Below are 19,993 nucleotides of genomic sequence, written 5' to 3' on the forward strand. Positions count from 1 at the left end.
ACTTCCGCGACGAGACACCACCCGGTCGGGTGGGTCTCGCGACGGAAGTGGTTTCTCGTCGTCTCAGCTCTCGTCGACGGGGACCTTGACCACCTTGTTGAAGCCGGTGACGGGCTGGTTCTCGTCGAAGGCGACGACCTCCTTGCGGAATCCCTTCGTGATGACGGCGAGGTAGATCACGCCCAGCACCGTCCAGGTGAGACCGCCCACCAGTGCGTCGGAATGCAGGTTCACCCAGAGGATTCCGGTGAGAAGCATGCCGATGCCGGGCATCACGATGTAGTTGAAGATATCCGCCGGCGTCTTGCGACGTCCCTTGCGCACGGCGAACCATGCGATCACGGAGATGTTCACGAAGGTGAACGCGATGAGGGCGCCGTAGTTGATCCAGGCGGCGATGATCTCGAGGCTGAACGGGATGGCCAGCAGCGAGATCGCGCCGACGAGCACGATGTTGAAGGTCGGCGTGTGCGTGCGCGGGTTGATGTAGCCGAAGAGCCGCTGCGGCAGCACGTTGTTGCGCCCCATCACCAGGAGCATGCGCGAGACCGAGGCGTGCGAGGCGAGCCCCGAGGCGAGCGTCGCGCAGAAGCCGGCTGCCGTGAGCACCGCCATGAGCACGTCGCCGCCGACGATCTGGCCGATGATCGGCAGCGTCGAATCCTCGATGAACTGCTGGTCGCCGCCGGGGGCGAACTCGTTGAAGTCGGGGAAGCGCAGCTGCGTGAAGTATCCGGCGATGAGGAAGATCGCCCCACCGAGCAGTACCGTCAGCAGGATCGCCTTGGGCATGATCTTGGGGTCCTTCGCCTCTTCGGCGTACATGGTGACCGCGTCGAAGCCGATGAAGGAGAAGCACACGATCGTCGCCCCCATCAGCACCGCGCTCAGCGTCACCCCGTCGTGGATGAACGGCGACGCGGAGGCCAGGGTCGCCGCCCCCTCGCCGCGCGAGAGCTGGGCGATCACCATCACGACGAACACCACCATCACGATGATCGAGAACACGAGCAGGATCATGTTCGCGTTCGAGGTGCCGCGCATGGTCATGTAGATGATGGCGGTCACGAGGATGCAGTAGACGACCACCCAGATCCAGCCGGGGATGTCGGGGAAGAGGGCTTCGAGGTAACTGCGGATGATGAGGCAGTTCACCATCGGCAGCAGCACGTAGTCGATGAGCGACGTCCAGCCGACCATGAAGCCGAGGTTCGGGTGGATGGACTCGCGCACGTAGGTGTAGGCGGAGCCGGCGCTCGGGATGGCGCTGGCGATCTTGCCGTAGCTGATGGCGGTGAAGACCATCACGATGAGGGCGACGAGGTACGCGGCGGGGACGACGTTGTCCGTATCGCGGGCCACCATGCCGAACGTGTCGAAGACGACGGTCGGGGTCATATAGCCCAGGCCCAGGCCGACGATGGCCCACAGCCCGAGGTTGCGCCGGAGAGTTCCGCCGCCTTGGGCGAGCGGTTTGGTCTTCATCGTCATGTCTTCACTCCTCAGGGAACGCCGAACCCGTCGGGGTACGGGTCGCCCGACGTTGAGCATCAGTATGTACCCCGGGTATTCCTCAGCGCGACCCTCAATTCTGATTCGAAATACGCATTTAACATGACGAATCAGAACGGGTTTCGAAGGAGGTCACCAACCTTCGGTGAGCACCCGGTCGAGCATCCTCACGACGTGATCGGCACTCTCGGCGGTCAGGCACAAGGGCGGCTTGATCTTGAGCACGTTCGATCGCTCGGATGTCGTGAGCACGATCACGCCGAGTTCCCTGAGCCGTTCGCAGATCGCCGCGGCCTCGGCAGCCGCCGGCTCCATCGTGTCGCGGTCCCGCACCAGTTCGACACCGAGGTAGAGGCCCGTTCCGTGGACCGGGCCGATGAGCGGATGCCGGTCGGCGAGCGCGCGCAGACGCCGAGCCAGCCGTTCGCCGATCTCGAGGGCGTTGCGCTGCAGCCCGTCCTCGGCCATGGCGTCGAGCACCGCGATGCCGATCCGGCAGCTGAGCGTTCCGCCACCCGCCGAGGAGAAGAACTGCCCCTGCGTGGACAGCGCGTCCGCCACCGCTTTCGAGGTGATCACCCCACCGATCGGAAATCCGTTGCCCATCGGCTTGGCGATCGTGACGATGTCCGGACGCACCCCTGACAGCTCGAACGCCCAGAACGCCGCTCCGGTGCGCCCGAACCCGACCTGCACCTCATCGGCGATGCACAGCCCGCCTGCAGCGCGGATCAGCTCGTACGCTCCCGCGAGATAGCCCTCAGGGAGCAGAACGCCGCCGGCGTTGCCGAGGATCGGCTCGCAGAGGAAGGCGGCGGGCGGGCGTCCATCCGCGACGAGGCGCTCGAGGTCACGGCCAAAGTCTGCGAGGTAGTGCTCAGCCGTGCCCTCGCCTCGATAGGTGCCGCGGTAGGGGTTGGGCACGTCGGCGATGTGCACCCAGTCTGGGCGGGTGGCGAGCGCGTCCGGGTTGTCGTAGGCGCTGGTGGTGACCGCGTCGCTCGCCATGGTCCACCCGTGGTACGCCTCGCGCAGCGCGACGACCGTGCGGCGCCCGGTCGCCGCCTGCGCCAGACGCAGCGCAAGATCGACCGCCTCTGATCCGCTGTTCACCAGCAGCACCGTGTCGAGCCCGCTGTCCGGCGGCATCAGCGCCAGCAGCCGCTCGCTGTATTCGGCGAGGTCGCGGTACAGGAACCGGGAGTTGGTCGCCAGAGTGCGCAGTTGCCGCTCGGCGGCCTCGGCCACCCGAGGGTGGCCGTGGCCGAGGCCCGTGACGTTGTTGACCATGTCGACGTAGACGCGTCCGGTCGTGTCGACGAGGTGGTGGCGCCAGCCGCGCTCGATCTGCGGCGGATGCTCGTAGTACCGCTCCTGAGCGGAGGCGAACAGTCGCTCACGCCGCTGCCGCTCTGTGGCAGAGCGATCGCGCTGCGCGAGGCCGGGGATGCCGAGCAGGGGCGCGGGGTCGGCGGTGAGCCTGGCCCACCCTGCGACCCGATCGGGAGCGACGAGGCGCGGCGGAACGGGTGCGTCCGCACGGCGGATCCCCACCTCGATGGCGCGCACGCCCCCTGCCGACGGCAGCACTCCGATGCGCTCCCCCGCGGCGACAGAGCGCCCGTGCACATCATCGGGATCGATGCCGCGCACGCTGAGCACCCACCCGTCGGCGCGGTCGATCCGCACCTCGCCGTCGTCGACGCGCAGGTACCCTGCGCAGGGTGCCGCGACAACGATGTCGGCCCCTGGCCCGACGTGGATCTCCGTGTGAGTCGGCCAGGTGGGGGCAGCATCCGCACTGTCGATCGCAGCCCGCGTCAACCGGAACACTCCGTACGGCAGCACCGCTGCGCCAGCCCCGGCCGCGAGCGCCGCAGCGACCAGGCCAGCCTCAGCATCCGATTCGAGCCAACGCCCCTCATCGAGCATCGACGACTCCACCCCGAGATCGACGATGACGAGGCCGCCGGCAAGATCCGGCAGCAACGCAACCGTATGATCGGCTGCGAGATCGATCATCGGAGCCTCGATGCCGAGCCGGTCGAGCACATTCTCGGACATCTCTGCCAGAGGAAGCAGCGTCGCGGCGTCGAAGATCGCCTGCTCCCCCGCGATACGCTCCCTGGCATAGTCGTTGTCGCCGTCGATCTCCAACTGTCGCCAGCCGCTGGCGACCAGCAGTGCCGCACGCAGTACGACGAGCGGCCACACAGCGCGCGCCTCCGGCACGGAGAGAGGCGCGTCCGCATGGAATGCCTCGATGACGTCGAGGGTGCGCAGCGGGCGATCGGGCTCGTGGTGCAGCATCGACGACACGCACACGGCGAGCTCGGCCACCCGCCAACCGAGCGACAGGTCGCCGAGGTCGAGGACGGTGTGCGGATGCAGCCGCGAATCCGTCCCGCGAACTCCGGTGACGTTGTCGTCGGTGAGATCGCCGTGGATCGGCTGCACCGGAAGGTGTTCTTCGAGCGGCCGGAGCGCGGCCTCGGCCTCTGCGGCGGACGCGAGCACTCGAGCACGCAGGGCGGTGTCGGCGATGGCGGGAGCGAGGGCGGACACCTGCTCGCCGGCCACGCGCATGTCCCACATGTGCGCACGGTCAAGGCCCGGATGGCGCACGGCGGCGAGAGCGGTGACGGATGCCGCCGCGAGTGCGCCGAACTCGGCGAGCACGACCGGGGCGAAGTGGCCGGCATCCACCATCGGCTCACCGACCGCGAACTCGCTGCGCCGCACAGCGAAACCCCGCCACCGCTGCGTCAGTTCGCCGTCGAGTCCTGCCAGGACAGCCGGCACCCGAACGCCCGCCGCGCGGTAGGCGGCGAGAGCAGCGTGCTGGCCGTCGCGCGCGTCATCGCCGAACACCGGGTTGTCGACCCGCAGCACGCTGCGGGTGCCGTCGGCCTCGGTGAGCACGAAGTTGCGATCCTGGTTGCTGCCGAGCTCGCGCGCTGACACCTCCAGTCCGTAGCACTCGCGGGCGATCAGGCATGCGTCGGATTCGGAGACTGCTGGTCGGACGAGCCCGCTCACCTGCCGACCTCGCGGTCGGCGGCGTGCCGGGCGAGCGAGCTCGCGTAGCGCTCGGTGAGCTGCACCATGAGATCGGGGGTGTCGCGGTCGACGCCGAACACGTGCCCGGGGAAGTCGAGGTCGGGTTGAGCTGCCGCGATCGCCTCGTCCTGGTCGGGCGAGAACAGCCGCACCGGGTCGCCCGCGGCCACCCATCCGATGGGCACGACGGTGCCGGGAGGCAGCACCGCCCGCCGGTGCACGATCGCGTTGACGCGCACCTCGCAGCGGTCGCCGACGAGGGCGCCGTTGAAGATGCGGGCGCCGGAGGCGAAGAAGACCTCCTCGCCGACCGTCGCCCCGGCGATGCTCGCGAGCGTGCCGATGAGCGTGTGCGACCCGATGTGCACGGAGTTCGCCGCAGTGGCGCGGATCAGCGCGTTCTCCATCACGATGACGTGCTCGCCGAGCGTGATCGGCCCGCCCTCGGCGGTGATCACGGCGCCGTGCAGCACCTGGCAGTTCGGGCCGATCTCCACATCGCCGGAGATCACGGCGGTGGGAGCGACGACGGCGGTGTCATGGATGCGGGGCTGAGCCCCGAGGTGCTCGTACAGCATGGCGTCAGACTAGTCCCGCGCGCGCCCGCGCGCTGTACCCGACGGGAAACCCAGACCGATCCGTGTAGACCCGGCGTGTCAGCATCCGACACGCCGCGCGAGATCACGATGCTCTGGGTTTTCCGATCACACGACGCGAGCTCAGGACGCCTCGGCCTTGGCAGGCTCGGGGAAGAGCGCGGTGAGCAGCTGAGCGACCCAGTCGATGAGCGCCGTGTCGGAGAGAGGCTCGAGTCCGACGCCGACCGCCGCGGGCACCGTCGGCATCGGCACGACGAGCGCCTCTCCCCCGGCCACGAGCTTCGCCTTCGGGTAGAGCCGTTGCATGCGCACCTTGATCGAGTCCTCGAAGCGCGCCGGGGCGATCCGCAGGTTCGAGCCCATCGTGACGACATCCGTGAGGCCGGCGCGCGCGGCGCGCCGCCGCAGGCGGGCGATGGCGATGAGCCCCTCGGCCTCGGTCGGCAGCGCACCATACCTGTCGGCGAGCTCTTCGATCACAAGGTCGATCGCTTCGTCCTTCGCCGTCGCCGCGGATGCCGCGGACAGCTTCTGGTACGCCTCCAGCCGCAGGCGCTCGCTGTCGATGTAGTCCTCGGGGATCCGCGCGTCGATGGGCAGCTCGAGCCGCAGCTCCTGCCCGCTCTCGACCTCCTCGCCGCGGAACGTCGCCACGGCCTCGCCGATCATGCGCAGGTAGAGGTCGAAGCCGACACCCGCGATGTGCCCGGCCTGCTCGGCACCGAGCAGGTTGCCGGCCCCCCGCAGTTCCAGGTCTTTCAGCGCGACCTGCATGCCCGAGCCGAGGTCGTTGTTCACCGCGATCGTCTGCAACCGGTCGGCCGCCGTCTCGCTGAGCGGCTTCGCGTCGTCGTAGAGGAAGTAGGCGTAGGCGCGCTCACGTCCGCGTCCGACCCGCCCGCGCAGCTGGTGCAGCTGGCTGAGACCGTACTTGTCGGCGCGGTCGATGATGATGGTGTTCGCGTTCGAGATGTCCAGGCCCGTCTCGATGATCGTCGTCGACACGAGCACGTCGTACTTGCGCTCCCAGAAGTCGTCGACGACCTGCTCGAGCTGGTGCTCGCCCATCTTTCCGTGCGCCACGGCGATACGCGCCTCTGGCACGAGCTCGGCGAGCTCGGCGGCGGCCCGCTGGATCGACTGCACCCGGTTGTGCACGAAGAACACCTGTCCCTCGCGAAGGATCTCGCGGCGGATCGCGGCGGCGATCTGCTTGTCGCTGCGAGGCCCGACGAAGGAGAGGATCGGATGCCGGTCCTCTGGCGGCGTGGCAAGGGTCGACATCTCGCGGATGCCGGTGACCGCCATCTCCAACGTGCGCGGGATCGGTGTGGCGCTCATGGCGAGGATGTCGACATTCGTCTTCAGCTTCTTGAGCGCGTCCTTATGCTCGACGCCGAAGCGCTGCTCCTCGTCGACGATCAGCAACCCAAGGTCTTTGAACATCACCTGGTCGGTGAGGATGCGATGCGTGCCGATGACCATATCGACGGTGCCGTCGAGGAGCCCCGCGAGAGTCAGGCGCGCTTCTTTGTCGGTCTGGAACCGCGAGAGGGGGCGCACCTTCACGGGGAACCCGGCGAAGCGCTCGGTGAAGGTCTCGAGGTGCTGCTTGACGAGCAGCGTCGTCGGCACGAGCATCGCGACCTGCTTGCCGTCCTGGATGGCCTTGAACGCAGCGCGCACGGCGACCTCGGTCTTGCCGAAGCCGACGTCGCCCGACAGCAGCCGGTCCATCGGGATCGGCCGCTCCATATCGGCCTTGATCTCGTCGATCGTCTGCAGCTGGTCGGGAGTCTCGGCGAAGGGGAACGCCTCCTCGAGCTCGCGCTGCCAAGGGGTGTCGGGGCCGAAAGCGTGCCCCTTCGCGCTCATGCGCGCGGAGTACAGCTTCACGAGCTCGACGGCGATGTCGCGCACAGCCTTGCGAGCCTTGCCCTTGGCTGCCGCCCAGTCGCTGCCGCCCATCTTCGACAGGGTCGGCGCCTCGCCGCCGACGTACTTCGAGAGCAGGTCGAGCTGGTCGGTGGGCACGAACAGCTTGTCGCCCGGGTAGCCGCGCTTGGACGGGGCGTACTCGAGGACGAGGTAGTCGCGGGTCGACTTCGTGGCGTTGCGCCCGCCCGTCGATACCTCGCGCCGGGTCATCTCGACGAAGCGGCCGATGCCGTGCGTGGCGTGCACGACGAAGTCGCCCTGCTTGAGCTGCAGCGGGTCGACGACGTTCCTGCGCCGCGAGGCGAGCTTCTTGACGACCCGCTGGTCGCCGCCGATCGTGCGCCCATAGAACTCGTTGTCGGTGAGGACGGCGAGCTTGGCCTCCGGCACCTGGAAGCCGGACTCGACGGATCCGGTCGTGAGGGTCGCGACACCGGCATCCGGGGCGTCGACGAGGTCGTCGACGATGCGCGCGGCGATCCCGCGATCGGAGAGCACATCTCGCGCACGATCGACGAGGCCGGTGCCAGTGGCGATGACGACGACCCGCCACCCCTCCTGCACCTTGGCATCGACAAAGGAGATCGCCCCGTCGACGTTGCCGTGGAAGGCGGGGATGACCGAGGCCTCGACGGTCTCGGCATCCGCACCCCCGATCGCGAACGGGCTGAGGCGCCACCAGACGCCGCCGCGCTCACGCACCACCTCGCGCATCTCGGCGATCGTGAGGAAGTCTCCGGCGCCGAGGTCGATCGGCGCCGACGCCCCCGAGGTCGCCGCGCTCCAGGCGGCGTCGAGGAACTCGCGGTTCGTCTCGCCGAGCGTGATCGCGCGCGCGCTGGAGCGCTCGGGGTCGACGACCGCGGTCGCCGACCCTGCGGGCAGGTATTCGGCGAGCGACTTCAGGGGACCTGCGACCGCGGGCAGGAGCGACTCCATGCCCTCGACGGGAATGCCCTCGGACATCTTCTCGAGCATGCCCGCGATGGCGGGGAACGCGTCCTTCAGCGCGCGGGCGTTATCGCGCACGTCCTGCGTGAGCAGCAGCTCGCGGCTCGGGGCGAGATCGACGAGGGGCACGTCTCCGGGGAGCGAGCGCTGGTCGGCGACGGAGAACGCACGGATCTGGTCGACCTCGTCGCCGAAGAAGTCGATGCGGAACGGATGCTCGGACACCGGCGGGAACACGTCGAGGATGCCGCCGCGCACGGCGAACTCGCCGCGGCGCGACACCATGTCCACGCGCGAATAGGCGCGCTCGACGAGCTGCTCAGCCACGGCGTCGAGGTCGTAGCCGCGGCCGCCGAGCTTCAGCTCCAGCGGGGCGATCTCGCCGAGGTTGCCGGCGATCGGCTGGAGGGCGGCGCGCACGGAGGCGACGACGACGAGCGGATGCCGACCGTGCCACTGCGTGATGCGACGCAGCGTCCGCAGCCGCTGGCCGACGGTGTCGGGGCTGGGGCTCAGCCGCTCATGCGGCAGGGTCTCCCACGCCGGGAAGGTGAGCACCTCGGCATCCGGGATGTAGGCGGCGAGCGCCTGGGCGAGGCTCTCCGCCCGCCTGCCGGTGGGCACCACCGCGAGGAGGGCGGCGGGATGCCCCGCCTCGGCGCGCGTAGCGAGGAGGCCGGCGAGCGCCGGGGCGTCGAGCCCGTCGACGAGGCCGAGATCGGCGTCGGTGTGCGCCCAGGTGAGGGCGTCTCGGTACAGGTTCGCCTCTTCCAAGGCGCGCAGAATCCCCGGAACAGTCACCGGACAAGCTTAGTCCCGGGCCTCCGACACGGGTGCCAGGGACCGTGCCGGAGGAGCACATAGGATGCCGGGATGAGTCCCGTCACACTGACCACCGAGCGGCTCGTGCTGCGCGCACCGGACGAGACGGACGTCGACGCGATCACCGCAGCGTGCCAGGACCCGGCGATCCCGAAGTGGACCACCGTGCCGAGTCCGTACACGCGCGAAGATGCGGAGGGCTACGTCCGCCTCGTCGGCGAATGGTGGGCAGAGGGCACCCAGGCCGTCTGGTGCGTCTTCCGCGAGGGCGAGCTGGTCGGCTCCATCGGCCTGCATCGCATCGCCGAGCACCACACCGGCGGCGACGCCGAACTCGGCTACTGGGTCGCCGCCGAGGCTCGGGGCAGGGGCTACCTCGTCGAGGCCGCCCGCGCCGTCATCGACTTCGGCTTCGCAGATCTCGGGCTCGCCCGCATCCGCTGGCGCGCCGTCGTCGGCAACGTGCCATCGGCCCGGGCCGCCCGCGCGCTCGGCTTCCGCTACGAGGGCCTGCAGCGTCAGGCGCTGACCAGCCTGCGCGGTCGCGACGACGGCTGGACGGCCGGCCTGCTCAGTGTTGACGACCGCACGCCCGTCGAGTGGTCGGTGCTGTGACTCCGAGCACTGGACCCTTAGGTGCTACAATGTAGCACATGAGTAGCATCGGGATACGCGAACTGCGCCAGAACGCCTCCGAGGCCGTGCGCCGCGTCGCCTCCGGTGAGACGATCACCGTCACCGACCGGGGCCGCCCCGTCGCACGACTGGCACCGCCGCCCCAGTCCGTCCTCGCCGGCCTGATCGACACAGGGCGCGCCCGTCCGCCGCTGAGCCCCCTCGCCGATCTCCCCCCTCTGACGGGTTCCGGCACGCTCGGCGACGCGCTGCACGCATTGCGCGACGAAGAGCGATACTGATGCACTACGCGGACACCTCTGCTCTGGTGAAGCTGATCGTTCCGGAGCAGGAGTCGGTTGCGCTGCGCACCTGGATCACCGACAGCGGCGTGGCTTTCGCCACCAGCGACCTCGCCCGCACCGAACTGCGCCGAGCGATCCTGCGCTCCTCCGTCGACGCGGCGGCCGTGTCTCGCGCACGCGATCTGCTTCGACGGATCACACTGCTCGCCCTCACTCCCGAACTGCTGGACCGGGCGGGCGATCTGACACCTGCAGCAATGCGGAGTCTCGACGCCATCCACCTCGCCTCAGCGCTCATCCTCGGCGACGAGCTCGAGGCCGTCGTGACATACGACGACCGCATGGCGGAAGCGGCCGTCGCCCTCGGCCTGCCCGTTGTGGCGCCGCGGTGACAGGATGCTCAGCGGCGCAGGGCTCAGACCGTCTCGGTCGGACGGCCCGCCTCTTCCCAGCCCGAGATCCCGGCGCTGAGCACACTGACGTCGGCGTACCCCTGTGCCGCAGCGAAAGCGGCGGCGTTGGGAGCCGCCTGGCACGTGATGCTGCCGCAGTAGAACAGCACGGGAGCGGATTTGTCCGCGGGCAGCGCGCCGGCGACGTCATCCTTGGCGATGTTGATCGCGCCGGGCAGGTGGCCCTGCTCATAACGCTGCGGCGAGTTCACGTCGAACACGGTGTGCGTGCCCGCTTCGACGATCTCAGCGGCCTCATCGACGGTCACGGTGCGGACGTTCGCGGTCATGCTGGTTCCTTGGTTGGATCCGGTCATACGGACGGATACTGCTCGTCATTCAGGTTAAGCCCCCTGAGCCGCACCGACGCTTACGTGAACCCGCATGACGCGGAATGAAATGGTGTCGGAGCTGTTGGGTACACTCGGAGCATCAACGTGCTCCGGGGTCGGTGAGAATCCGAACCGGCGGTGACAGTCCGCGAGAGCCTCGATCCATCGAGGTTCCGATCCGGTGGAATTCCGGAACCGACGGTGATGCGAGAGAGATCTCGCTAGTCCGGAAGGGAGGCAGCACGGCGCCTTTCGCGTTGCCATGCCCTGGCGAACCCCGGAGCCTCGACGTGAGGACGACGGATGGCAGTCACCGAGGCGGAGCGCCGCGCGATGAGCCGCGCGCTCGAGCTCGCGGTCCTCGGACCCCGCGGGATCAACCCGCAGGTCGGGGCCGTCATCCTCTCCCCCGCCGGCGACGTCCTCGCCGAGGGCTGGCACCGCGGCGCCGGCACCCCGCACGCTGAAGTCGATGCGCTCTCTCAGCTCGCCCCTGGCGATGCCCGCGGAGCGACCGCCGTCGTCACCCTCGAGCCCTGCAACCACACCGGCCGCACCGGCCCCTGCGCACAGGCTCTCATCGAGGCGGGCATCGGCCGCGTCGTCTACGCCCTCGATGACCCGGGGGCGCAGTCCGGCGGCGGTGCCGACCGGCTGCGCGCCGCCGGCATCGAAGTCGACGGCGGGGAGCAGGCGGATGCCTCGCACGCTCTCATCGACGGATGGCTCACCGTGCAGCGGCTCGGCCGTCCCGAGATCATCGTCAAGTGGGCGCAGAGCCTCGACGGCCGCGCCGCCGCGGCGGACGGGACGAGCCAGTGGATCACCGGCGCCGCCGCGCGCGCCGATGTGCACCGGCGCCGCGCCGACTCCGACGCCATCGTCGTCGGCACCGGCACCGTGCTCGCCGACGATCCGGCGCTCACGGCGCGCGACGGGGAGCGGCTGCTTCCCCACCAGCCCGTCCCGGTCGTCATCGGCACGCGGGAGACTCCGTCCGCAGCGGCGGTGCACCGGCATCCGCTCTCCCCCCTGTTCTACGCCACGCACGACCTGCACGAGGTCGTCGCCGACCTGCGCGAGCGCGGCGTGCAGCGCGTGTTCGTCGAGGGCGGGCCGACGCTCGCGAGCGCTTTCATCGCGGAAGGCCTCGCCGATCGGGTGCTGGCGTACATCGCGCCCGTGCTGCTTGGGGGCGACCGCCTCGCCCTTGCCGACATCGGCGTGCCGACGATCAACGCCGCGCGACGGCTGACGATCGACGAGTGGGTGCCGCTCGGCGCGGATCTGCTCGCCATCGCCCGCTTCACGCACGAAGAAGGAGACGACTGATGTTCACCGGAATCATCGAGGAGATGGGCGAGATCACCGCCATCGCACCCTCCGGCGACGGCTGGCGCCTCACCGTGCGCGCCCCGAAGGCCGCAGCGGATGCCGTGCACGGCGAGTCGATCGCGGTGTCGGGTGTGTGTCTCACCGTGGTCGGTTCGACCACCGACACCTTCGACGCCGACGTCATGAAGCAGACGCTCGATGTGGCGGCCCTGGGCGGAGCCGCCGTCGGCACGCGCGTCAACATCGAGAAGGCGATGCCCGTGGGCGCCCGCCTCGGCGGGCACATCGTGCAGGGTCACGTCGACGGCACCGGAACGGTGCTCGAGGTGCGACCCGGCGCCCAGTGGAGCGTGCTGCGCATCTCGCTGCCCTCCGACCTCGCCCCTCTCGTCGTCGACAAGGGCTCCATCGCGGTCGACGGCACCTCGCTGACGGTGAGCGCCGTCAGCGCCCCACCGACCGGCTCGGGGATCCAGGATCAGTGCTGGTTCGAGGTCTCGCTGATCCCCGAGACGCTCGCGGCCACCACGCTCGGCATCCGTGCAGTCGGCGACCGCGTGAACCTCGAGACCGACATCCTCGCTCGCCACGTCGAGCGGCTGCTCGCGTTCCGCGCGAACGCAACCGAAGAAGGAGGCACGCGATGAGCCTTTCCACCATCGCCGAGGCGATCGACGCGCTGCGCGCAGGACGCCCGGTGCTCGTCGCCGACGACGAGGACCGCGAGAACGAGGGCGACGTCATCCTCTCGGCCGAGCTCGCCACCCCGGAGTGGGTGGCGTGGACCGTGCGCTGGTCCTCCGGCTTCATCTGCGCGCCGATGCCCACCGATCTCGCCGACAGCCTCAACCTGCAGCCCATGGTGGCCGTCAGCGAGGACGCGCGGTCGACGGCCTACACGATCAGCGTCGATGCGGCAGAGGGCGTGACCACCGGCATCAGCGCCCACGACCGCGCGCTCACGCTGAACGTGCTCGCGAACCCGGCCTCGACCGCCGGCGATCTCATCCGCCCCGGTCACGTGCTGCCGCTGCGCGCCGTCGATGGCGGCGTGCGTGAACGCAGCGGCCACACCGAGGCCGCCGTCGACCTCATGAAGCTCGCAGGGCTCCGCCCGGTCGGTGCGATCGCCGAGGTCGTCGCCGAAGACGGAAGCATGATGCGGATGCCGGGGCTCCTCGAGCTCGGCGCGCGCGACGGCGTGCCCGTCATCACGATCGAGCAGCTCATCGCCCACCTCGACGAGATCGACCCGGATGGCGCCTCGGCCACCCCCACCCGGCGGGTGAGCCTGCGCGCGGACGCCACGGTGCCGACATCGCACGGCTCCTTCCGCTTCCTCGCGTACAAGGACCGCGTGAGCGGCACCGACCACATCGCCGTGGTGTCCGGCGAGCCCGGCGAGACCGCTCTCGTGCGCGTGCACTCGGAGTGCCTGACGGGCGAGGCGTTCGGGTCTCTCAAGTGCGAGTGCGGTCCGCAGCTCGACGCGGCGCTCGACGCCATCGCGCAGGAGGGCGGCGTCGTGATCTACATGCGCGGTCACGAAGGGCGCGGCATCGGACTCATCAACAAGCTGCGGGCGTACAGCCTGCAGGAGGACGGCCTGGACACCGTCGACGCCAACCTCGCACTCGGCCTGCCCGCCGACGCCCGCGAGTACGCGGCCGCCGCCGGCATCCTCGGCGATCTCGGCATCTCGCGGGTGCGGCTGCTGACGAACAACACCGACAAGGTGAAGCAGCTGCGCGAGCTCGGACTCGACGTCGTCGAGCAGGTGCCGCTGATCGTCGGCGTCGGCCCGAACAACCATCAGTACCTCGAAACCAAGCGTGACCGCATGGGTCACCTCATCGATCAGGCGGAGCTCGCAGAGGCCCTCGCCGAAGGAAAGGACCACGCATGAGCGGCGCAGGAGCCCCCGAGACCGGCAGCATCGACGGACGCGGTCTGAACGTCGTCATCATCGCCGGCACGTGGCACGAGACGATCACGAACGGGCTCATCGCCGGTGCGGAGCGCGTGCTGAACGCCGCGAACGCGACCCATCGCCTCGTCCGCGTCCCCGGATCGTTCGAGCTCGCCGTCGCGGCACAAGCCGCCTTCGCCAGCGGCGCGGATGCCGTGGTGGCGCTCGGCGTGATCATCCGCGGCGGTACCCCGCACTTCGAGTACGTGTCGGCCGCCACCACCGACGGGCTCACCCGCGTGTCGCTCGACGCCGGCAGGCCCGTCGGCTTCGGCGTGCTCACCCTCGACGACGAGCAGCAAGGGCTGGACCGCGCGGGCCTTGCGGGGTCGAAGGAGGACAAGGGCGCGGAGGCGGCGGAGGCGGCGCTGCGCACTGCGCTGGTGATCAGGGAGCTGCGCGGCTGAGGTTCGCCTTCCTGGCGACGCGATGACGCGCGGCGTAGCGTGAGGCGCATGGAGACCCTGCGCCACCTCGTGCTGTTCGTCCACCTCATCGGCTTCGCCATGCTCTTCGGCGCCTGGGCCGTGCAGGCCTTCGGCGGCAAGCGCGAGTTCACGCGGCTGATGAGCTTCGGCATGACGATCGCGGCGATCGCAGGCCTCGCCCTGGCTGCCCCCTGGGGTCTGCCCGACGGCGTCGAGCTGAACTACGCGAAGATCGCGACGAAGCTGGTGATCCTCCTCGCCATCGGGGCGCTCCTCGGCATCGGCACCGCGCGGCAGAAGCGCGGGGCGGCCCTTCCCTCGGCCATGTTCTGGCTGGTCGGCATCCTCACCGCGGCGAACGCCGCCATCGCCGCGATCTGGTGACCCGACCCGCATCCGTTCCGGCACGGGTCCGCCCCGACAGGAGCGACTGCCTGGACCGTGGCCGCCACACGGTGACGGAAATCCTCCAGCGAACACTCAGGCAGGCGTAAACTCCCCGGTGCCCCGCTCCCCAGTGCGGAGCGATGATCGGAGGAACATCTTGAGTTCTACTGCAGCGCCCGCGAATCCCCGTTCGCGCGTCATCACCGCCAGCCTCGTCGGCACGACGATCGAGTTCTACGACTTCTACGCCTACGCCACGGCGGCCGTGCTCGTCTTCCCGGTGCTCTTCTTCCCGAGCGACAACGACACCGCATCGCTGCTGTCGTCGTTCGCCGTGTTCGGCGCGGCCATGGTCGCACGCCCCATCGGCGCCATGGTCTTCGGCCACTTCGGAGACAAGCACGGTCGCAAGGCCACCCTCGTCGCGTCGCTGCTCACCATGGGCATCGCGACCTTCCTCATCGGGCTCCTGCCGAACTTCCAGCAGGTGGGCTACCTCGCCCCCATCCTCCTGCTCGTGCTCCGTCTCGCCCAGGGCTTCGCACTCGGCGGCGAGTGGTCGGGGGCGGCGCTGGTCGCCACCGAGAACGCACCGCAGGGCAAGCGCGCCTGGTACGGCACCTTCCCGCAGCTGGGCGCCCCGCTCGGCTTCATCATCGCGAACCTGCTGTTCCTCGCGATCAACTGGATCCTGCCCCACGCCGAGAACCCGGCGCTGAAGTCCGAGGCGTTCCTGTCGTGGGGCTGGCGCATCCCGTTCCTGTTCTCGGCCGTCATGGTCATCATCGGCCTGTGGGTGCGGCTCAAGCTCGTCGAGTCCGACACGTTCAAGAAGGCCGAGAAGAAGGGCGCGATCCGCAAGCTCCCCCTCGCCACCGTGTTCCGCCACCACTGGAAGCAGCTGATCCTCGGCACGTTCATCATGCTCGCCACCTACGTGCTGTTCTACCTGATGACGAACTTCACGCTCGCGTACGGCACCAAGGCGGCATCCCTCGAGACGGCTTCCGCCGCTGCTCAGGCGGCCGCAGAAGCCGCGGGCAAGGACTTCGACGCGGCGGCGTTCGCCGCGCAGTTCTACCCCGGCCTCGGCTTCGGGTACACCGACTTCGTGCTCATGCAGATCATCGGCGTCGTGTTCTTCGGCATCTTCACCCTGCTGTCAGGGCCGATCGCCGACGCCGTCGGCCGGCGCAAGCTGCTGCTGTGGGTCACCGGGCTCATCATCGTCTTCGGCCTTTCCTTCAACGCCTTCCTGCTGCCTGCGCTCGATGCGAAGTTCACCGGCGCACTCACGCAGGCGTTCCTCGTGTTCGGCTTCCTGCTGATGGGCGCCACGTTCGGTCCCATGGGCGCGCTGCTGCCCGAGCTGTTCCCCACGAACGTGCGCTACTCGGGCTCGGCGATCTCGTACAACGTGTCGTCGATCCTCGGTGCGGCGGTCGCGCCGCTCATCGCCCTCAAGCTCTGGGAATGGGCGGGTGGTTCGCCCTGGCTGGTCGGCATCTACCTCTCCGCGTCGGGTGTCCTCACTTTCGTGGCGCTGATTCTCACACCCGAGACGAAGGACCACGACTACGAAGAGGACCTCGGGGTCGCAGCCGCCGTCGAGCAGTGATGTCCTGATACGAGCGGACGCGACCCGAGCTGGTCGCGTCCGCTCTCACGTCACCACAGCGTGCGCAGCCCATCGACCGCTTGGAACGTGGCGTCTACCGTGATCAGCGTCATCGACTCGGACAGAGCCTGCGCAGCGAGGATGCGATCGAACGGGTCGCGGTGCGACCACGCGAGTCCGCCGGAGAGGAGCGCGTGCTCGTCCGTGATGGCCAGCCGGTCGACACCGAGACGATCGAGCGCGACAGCGTACTGCAGCACGAGCCCCTCCGCATGCGGAAGCTTGCCGATCCGCTGCTTGGTCGAGATCTCCCACGCCGACACTGCGGACACCACGACGACGGACGATCGAGCCACGATGACGCGTCTCGCGTCATCGCTCAGCTTCTCCGGCGAAAGCAGCGCCCAGAGGACGGCGTGCGTGTCGAGCAGGTACTGCATGGTTCACTTCTCCCAGACGGCGAGTTCGTCCTCCGGAAGGTCGTCGAAGAAGGAATCAGGCAGCTCGTAGGCGAGGAATCCGAGCTCTCGTTCTGCGTTCTCCGTGAGCGGCACGAGCCGCGCGACCAGCCGATCCCCGCGCGAGATCACGATCTCCTCCCCCTGCTCGACGGCAGCGAGCAGAGCCGACAGATGGGTCTTCGCGTACTGCACCTTCACGGCCTTCATGCCGCGGGACTAGGCCGGTTGGTCTTGTTGGTCAATGAACGAGACCAACCGGATCTCCGTAGGTCGCCGCGGCCATCCGCAGCACGCTGCTCGGGGAGGTGCAGCAACGCCAGCGACAGCATCTCCCTGCCCGCCGCCGAGTCATCGGGATGCCGTCTCGGCAGCGCCGGTCGCATGCTTGTCGCTACAGCGGCCGCAGGACGGGACCGTCAATTCATGTTGACATCGCGACAGGCGTCAATGAAGATTGACAAAGGAGGTGCCCCATGACTGCATCCGCGGCTGTCGGACAGGCCGAGGGCGGCGAGCCGCTCTCCGAGCTGCACCGCCTCGCCGCCCTCAGACAGGAGATCGCCCGCGCGGAGGAGAGCCAGGTGCGCAGAGCACGCAACCTCGGATACTCCTGGCAGGCCATCGCCAGCGCGCTGGGCGTGACCAAACAGGCCGCGCATCGCCGCTTCGGGCATCGCTGACGACGCACACAGCCCATCCACAGACTCCGCCTCGGCGCGAAGTACGGTCGAAGTACAACACCTGAAGATCGAGGTTCCGCATGTCCAGCCCGGCGACATCCCGCCGACGAGGTCGCGGCGCGCAGCAGGACGGTCCGCGCGCCACGTTCCGCCAGCTCCTCCCCTTCCTCTTCGAGCACAAGCGCACGCTCGTCGTCGTCGCGATCCTCAGCGTCGCAGGCAGCGCGACCTCGCTCGTCCAGCCGCTGCTCGTCGGCCAGGTCATCGAGGCCGTGCAGACCGAGCAGACCATCGGCATCCTCGTCTGGCTCCTGGTCGGCTTCGTGATCGTGTCGTCGATCATCTCCGGCTATCAGCACTACCTGCTTCAGCGCACCGGAACCGCGGTCGTGCATTCGAGCCGCCGCAAGCTCATCGCGCGCATCCTGCACCTGCCGATCAGCGAGTTCGACGCGCGCCGCACCGGCGACCTCGTCTCGCGCGTGGGCACCGACACGACGCTCCTCTACGCTGTGCTCACGCAGGGACTGGCGGATGCCGTCGGCAACACGCTCCTCTTCGTCGGCGCGCTCATCGCCATGCTCGTCATCGACCCGGTGCTGCTGATCCTGATCGTCGTCGTGATCGGCGCCTCGGTCGTCGTGGTGGTCGCCCTCAGCGGCCGCATCCGCTCGGCATCCGCCGCCCAGCAGGTCAAGGTCGGCGAACTCGCCTCCGGTGTCGAGCGCGCCGTCGGATCGATCCGCACCGTCCGCGCCTCGGGCGCCACCGAGCGCGAGACGGCCGCGGTCTCGGCCCTCGCAGCCGACGCCTACGGCATCGGCGTACGCATCGCGAAGATCTCCTCGCTCGTCGTGCCCGTCGCCGGCATCGCCCTGCAGCTGTCGTTGCTCGTCGTGCTCGGGGTCGGCGGATTCCGCGTCGCGGCCGGCGCCATCTCGATCGCCTCCCTCATCACGTTCATCATGTTCCTGTTCATGATGGTGATGCCGCTGGCCTCGACCTTCGGAGCGATCACGTCGGTGAACCAGGCGCTCGGCGCCCTCGGGCGCATCCAGGAAGTCCTCGACCTCCCCGCCGAAGACCAGGCTGACGCCGAGATCGCCGCCTCCCTCCCCCGCGAGACCCCCGCGGCGGACAGCCCCGCCATCGAGTTCGTCGACGTGCGCTTCCACTATCCGCAGAACGTTGTCGCCGCGCGCGAGAAGGCGACCGCCGAGGCGAGGAAACTGCTCGCCGACGCGCATGTCGACCCCCAGGCGAGCCCGGTCGCAGAGCGAGCGCAGCAGCCCGCCCCGGTCGTCGAGCGAGCGCAGCGAGACGAAAAGCCCGCACCCCTCCAGCACGCCCAGGTCGTCAAGCGAGCGCAGCGAGAAGAGACGCCTTCGACCGGCGCAGAACCCCGCGAGGTGCTGCGCGGGGTCTCGTTCCGTGTGCCGCGCGGCTCGCGCGTCGCGCTGGTGGGCCCGAGCGGTGCAGGCAAGAGCACGATCCTCTCGCTGCTCGAGCGCTTCTACGACCCCACAGGCGGTTCGATCCGCATCGACGGCCACGACGCGCGAACCTACCCCCGCGCAGATCTGCGCTCGCGGTTCGGCTACGTCGAGCAGGACGCCCCGACCCTCGCCGGAACCCTCGCCGATAACCTGCGCCTGGCTTCGCCCTCGGCATCCGACGCCGACTGCGAGCGCGTGCTGCGCGCGGTCAACCTCGGAGACGTCCTCGAGCGCAATCCGCTGGGCCTCGATGCGCCCGTCGGCGAGGACGGCGTGATGCTCTCCGGCGGCGAGCGTCAACGCCTCGCGATCGCCCGTGCGCTGCTCACCGATGCGCCGGTCCTGCTGCTCGACGAGTCGACCTCGTCGCTGGACGGCGTGAACGAGCAGCGCATGCGCGAGGCGATCGACGCCGCCTCGGCGGAGCGCACCCTCGTGGTCATCGCGCACCGGCTGTCGACGGTCGTCGACAGCGACCTCATCGTCGTGCTGCAGGACGGGGTCGTCATCGGGCAAGGCACCCACGCCGAGCTCATCGAGTCCACGCCGCTGTACCGCGACCTCGCCCGTCACCAGCTCCTCGCCTGACCGGCTCCGCGCGACCGTCGCGCTGTCATTTCCGGCGTCGCGCTGTCATTTCCGGCGTCGCGCTGTCGTTTCCGGCGTCGCGCTGTCATTCTCTGCGTCGCGCTGTCGTTCTCTGCGTCGCGCTGTCACATTCTGCGTCGCGCTGTCACTTTCTGCGTCGCGCTGCTATTCCACGCTCGCGCTGCAGGAAATCGAGCAGCGTCTGCGGAGAATAGCCGCGCGAGGGGACGAACAGCCGCGCGACGCGCAGAACAGCAGCGCGACGGATGCGGCCGGACAGCGGTCGCAGGGAAGAGCGGATGCTGGAGCGCATCCGAACCTGCATCCGCGTCACGCCGTCGGTGTCCGCGCGGCTGAAGTCCGCACGCACTGTCGAAAGTTCTGCAGCGCCTGCCGGTTCGAGCAGCGCGACACCCAAGAACAGCAGCGCGACGCCCACAACAGC

Annotated in this window: 19 protein-coding genes; 11 read left to right on the forward strand and 8 right to left on the reverse strand. The window is 69.2% G+C overall.

Annotated features, from left to right (window positions below; genetic code table 11):
- Positions 1 to 63 precede the first annotated feature (63 nt).
- The 4 genes from QM568_RS04520 to mfd all read right to left on the reverse strand — a co-directional run bounded on the left by QM568_RS04520 (position 64) and on the right by mfd (position 8,861).
- Positions 64 to 1,491: an APC family permease gene (locus QM568_RS04520; RefSeq protein ID WP_415136234.1), complete on the reverse strand. Its 1,428-nt coding sequence runs from the start codon at positions 1,489 to 1,491 to the stop codon at positions 64 to 66.
- Positions 1,492 to 1,644: 153 nt separating this feature from the next.
- Positions 1,645 to 4,551 (reverse strand): aminotransferase, encoded by a 2,907-nt coding sequence (locus tag QM568_RS04525; protein WP_415136236.1) that lies wholly within the window; start codon positions 4,549 to 4,551, stop codon positions 1,645 to 1,647.
- A complete protein-coding gene (locus QM568_RS04530; protein ID WP_415136238.1) occupies positions 4,548 to 5,150 on the reverse strand; it encodes a gamma carbonic anhydrase family protein in 603 nt (200 codons plus the stop codon). Before QM568_RS04530 ends, QM568_RS04525 begins: the two co-directional genes overlap by 4 nt.
- A gap of 141 nt (positions 5,151 to 5,291) precedes the next feature.
- Entirely contained in the window at positions 5,292 to 8,861 is a 3,570-nt protein-coding gene (gene mfd, locus QM568_RS04535) for a transcription-repair coupling factor (protein ID WP_415136240.1), read from the reverse strand.
- 72 nt (positions 8,862 to 8,933) lie between these two features.
- Between mfd and QM568_RS04540 the strand changes: the two genes are divergently transcribed.
- From QM568_RS04540 to QM568_RS04550, 3 genes are read left to right on the forward strand one after another with little or no spacing between them, the layout of a single operon-like run.
- On the forward strand, positions 8,934 to 9,497 hold the full coding sequence (locus QM568_RS04540; RefSeq protein ID WP_415136242.1) for a GNAT family N-acetyltransferase: 564 nt from the start codon (positions 8,934 to 8,936) through the stop codon (positions 9,495 to 9,497).
- Between the two features lie 38 nt (positions 9,498 to 9,535).
- Positions 9,536 to 9,799 (forward strand): type II toxin-antitoxin system Phd/YefM family antitoxin, encoded by a 264-nt coding sequence (locus QM568_RS04545; protein WP_415136244.1) that lies wholly within the window; start codon positions 9,536 to 9,538, stop codon positions 9,797 to 9,799.
- Positions 9,799 to 10,194: a type II toxin-antitoxin system VapC family toxin gene (locus QM568_RS04550; RefSeq protein WP_415136246.1), complete on the forward strand. Its 396-nt coding sequence runs from the start codon at positions 9,799 to 9,801 to the stop codon at positions 10,192 to 10,194. Before QM568_RS04545 ends, QM568_RS04550 begins: the two co-directional genes overlap by 1 nt.
- Before the next feature lie 23 nt (positions 10,195 to 10,217).
- On the opposite strand, the gene QM568_RS04555 is transcribed toward QM568_RS04550, so the two are convergent.
- Positions 10,218 to 10,544, reverse strand: coding sequence for a rhodanese-like domain-containing protein (locus QM568_RS04555; protein WP_415136247.1), 327 nt, complete (start codon positions 10,542 to 10,544; stop codon positions 10,218 to 10,220).
- Between the two features lie 345 nt (positions 10,545 to 10,889).
- Here QM568_RS04555 and ribD point away from each other — a divergent pair, with 345 nt between their 5' ends.
- From ribD to QM568_RS04585, 6 genes are all read left to right on the forward strand, one after another.
- Positions 10,890 to 11,918: a bifunctional diaminohydroxyphosphoribosylaminopyrimidine deaminase/5-amino-6-(5-phosphoribosylamino)uracil reductase RibD gene (gene ribD, locus QM568_RS04560; RefSeq protein ID WP_415136249.1), complete on the forward strand. Its 1,029-nt coding sequence runs from the start codon at positions 10,890 to 10,892 to the stop codon at positions 11,916 to 11,918.
- Positions 11,918 to 12,568, forward strand: coding sequence for a riboflavin synthase (locus QM568_RS04565; protein ID WP_415136251.1), 651 nt, complete (start codon positions 11,918 to 11,920; stop codon positions 12,566 to 12,568). Before ribD ends, QM568_RS04565 begins: the two co-directional genes overlap by 1 nt.
- Positions 12,565 to 13,827 (forward strand): GTP cyclohydrolase II, encoded by a 1,263-nt coding sequence (gene ribA / locus QM568_RS04570; protein WP_415136253.1) that lies wholly within the window; start codon positions 12,565 to 12,567, stop codon positions 13,825 to 13,827. The genes QM568_RS04565 and ribA overlap by 4 nt, the downstream gene beginning before the upstream one ends.
- Entirely contained in the window at positions 13,824 to 14,297 is a 474-nt protein-coding gene (gene ribH / locus QM568_RS04575) for a 6,7-dimethyl-8-ribityllumazine synthase (protein WP_415136255.1), read from the forward strand. The genes ribA and ribH overlap by 4 nt, the downstream gene beginning before the upstream one ends.
- 48 nt (positions 14,298 to 14,345) lie before the next feature.
- The gene (locus QM568_RS04580; protein ID WP_415136257.1) at positions 14,346 to 14,702 is read left to right on the forward strand and encodes a Fe-S protein; all 357 of its coding nucleotides are present in this window, start codon (positions 14,346 to 14,348) and stop codon (positions 14,700 to 14,702) included.
- A gap of 160 nt (positions 14,703 to 14,862) precedes the next feature.
- Positions 14,863 to 16,323: an MFS transporter gene (locus QM568_RS04585; RefSeq protein WP_415136259.1), complete on the forward strand. Its 1,461-nt coding sequence runs from the start codon at positions 14,863 to 14,865 to the stop codon at positions 16,321 to 16,323.
- A gap of 50 nt (positions 16,324 to 16,373) precedes the next feature.
- On the opposite strand, the gene QM568_RS04590 is transcribed toward QM568_RS04585, so the two are convergent.
- Together QM568_RS04590 and QM568_RS04595 are read right to left on the reverse strand one after the other, a co-directional pair.
- Positions 16,374 to 16,763: a type II toxin-antitoxin system VapC family toxin gene (locus QM568_RS04590; RefSeq protein WP_415136261.1), complete on the reverse strand. Its 390-nt coding sequence runs from the start codon at positions 16,761 to 16,763 to the stop codon at positions 16,374 to 16,376.
- A gap of 3 nt (positions 16,764 to 16,766) precedes the next feature.
- The gene (locus QM568_RS04595) at positions 16,767 to 16,991 is read right to left on the reverse strand and encodes a type II toxin-antitoxin system Phd/YefM family antitoxin (RefSeq protein ID WP_415136263.1); all 225 of its coding nucleotides are present in this window, start codon (positions 16,989 to 16,991) and stop codon (positions 16,767 to 16,769) included.
- A gap of 266 nt (positions 16,992 to 17,257) precedes the next feature.
- Between QM568_RS04595 and QM568_RS04600 the strand changes: the two genes are divergently transcribed.
- Positions 17,258 to 17,464, forward strand: coding sequence for an AsnC family protein (locus tag QM568_RS04600; RefSeq protein ID WP_415136265.1), 207 nt, complete (start codon positions 17,258 to 17,260; stop codon positions 17,462 to 17,464).
- Positions 17,465 to 17,544: 80 nt separating this feature from the next.
- Entirely contained in the window at positions 17,545 to 19,548 is a 2,004-nt protein-coding gene (locus QM568_RS04605) for an ABC transporter transmembrane domain-containing protein (protein ID WP_415136267.1), read from the forward strand.
- A 145-nt stretch (positions 19,549 to 19,693) separates the two neighbouring features.
- On the opposite strand, the gene QM568_RS04610 is transcribed toward QM568_RS04605, so the two are convergent.
- A complete protein-coding gene (locus tag QM568_RS04610; protein WP_415136269.1) occupies positions 19,694 to 19,987 on the reverse strand; it encodes a hypothetical protein in 294 nt (97 codons plus the stop codon).
- Positions 19,988 to 19,993: the final 6 nt, after the last annotated feature.

Source organism: Microbacterium sp. (genome assembly GCF_047607465.1).
In the GTDB taxonomy this organism is placed as follows: Bacteria; Actinomycetota; Actinomycetes; order Actinomycetales; family Microbacteriaceae; genus Microbacterium.

Excerpts from the sequence above, each read along its gene's own strand:
- QM568_RS04530 (WP_415136238.1), bottom strand. The coding sequence starts at position 5,150 with ATGCTGTACGAGCACCTCGGGGCTCAGCCCCGCATCCATGACACCGCC.
- QM568_RS04590 (WP_415136261.1), bottom strand. The coding sequence starts at position 16,763 with ATGCAGTACCTGCTCGACACGCACGCCGTCCTCTGGGCGCTGCTTTCG.
- QM568_RS04595 (WP_415136263.1), bottom strand. The coding sequence starts at position 16,991 with ATGAAGGCCGTGAAGGTGCAGTACGCGAAGACCCATCTGTCGGCTCTG.
- ribA (WP_415136253.1), top strand. The coding sequence starts at position 12,565 with ATGAGCCTTTCCACCATCGCCGAGGCGATCGACGCGCTGCGCGCAGGA.
- QM568_RS04520 (WP_415136234.1), bottom strand. The coding sequence starts at position 1,491 with ATGACGATGAAGACCAAACCGCTCGCCCAAGGCGGCGGAACTCTCCGG.
- QM568_RS04605 (WP_415136267.1), top strand. The coding sequence starts at position 17,545 with ATGTCCAGCCCGGCGACATCCCGCCGACGAGGTCGCGGCGCGCAGCAG.
- ribD (WP_415136249.1), top strand. The coding sequence starts at position 10,890 with ATGGCAGTCACCGAGGCGGAGCGCCGCGCGATGAGCCGCGCGCTCGAG.
- QM568_RS04540 (WP_415136242.1), top strand. The coding sequence starts at position 8,934 with ATGAGTCCCGTCACACTGACCACCGAGCGGCTCGTGCTGCGCGCACCG.
- QM568_RS04545 (WP_415136244.1), top strand. The coding sequence starts at position 9,536 with ATGAGTAGCATCGGGATACGCGAACTGCGCCAGAACGCCTCCGAGGCC.
- QM568_RS04565 (WP_415136251.1), top strand. The coding sequence starts at position 11,918 with ATGTTCACCGGAATCATCGAGGAGATGGGCGAGATCACCGCCATCGCA.
- QM568_RS04555 (WP_415136247.1), bottom strand. The coding sequence starts at position 10,544 with ATGACCGCGAACGTCCGCACCGTGACCGTCGATGAGGCCGCTGAGATC.
- QM568_RS04580 (WP_415136257.1), top strand. The coding sequence starts at position 14,346 with ATGGAGACCCTGCGCCACCTCGTGCTGTTCGTCCACCTCATCGGCTTC.
- QM568_RS04550 (WP_415136246.1), top strand. The coding sequence starts at position 9,799 with ATGCACTACGCGGACACCTCTGCTCTGGTGAAGCTGATCGTTCCGGAG.
- ribH (WP_415136255.1), top strand. The coding sequence starts at position 13,824 with ATGAGCGGCGCAGGAGCCCCCGAGACCGGCAGCATCGACGGACGCGGT.
- QM568_RS04600 (WP_415136265.1), top strand. The coding sequence starts at position 17,258 with ATGACTGCATCCGCGGCTGTCGGACAGGCCGAGGGCGGCGAGCCGCTC.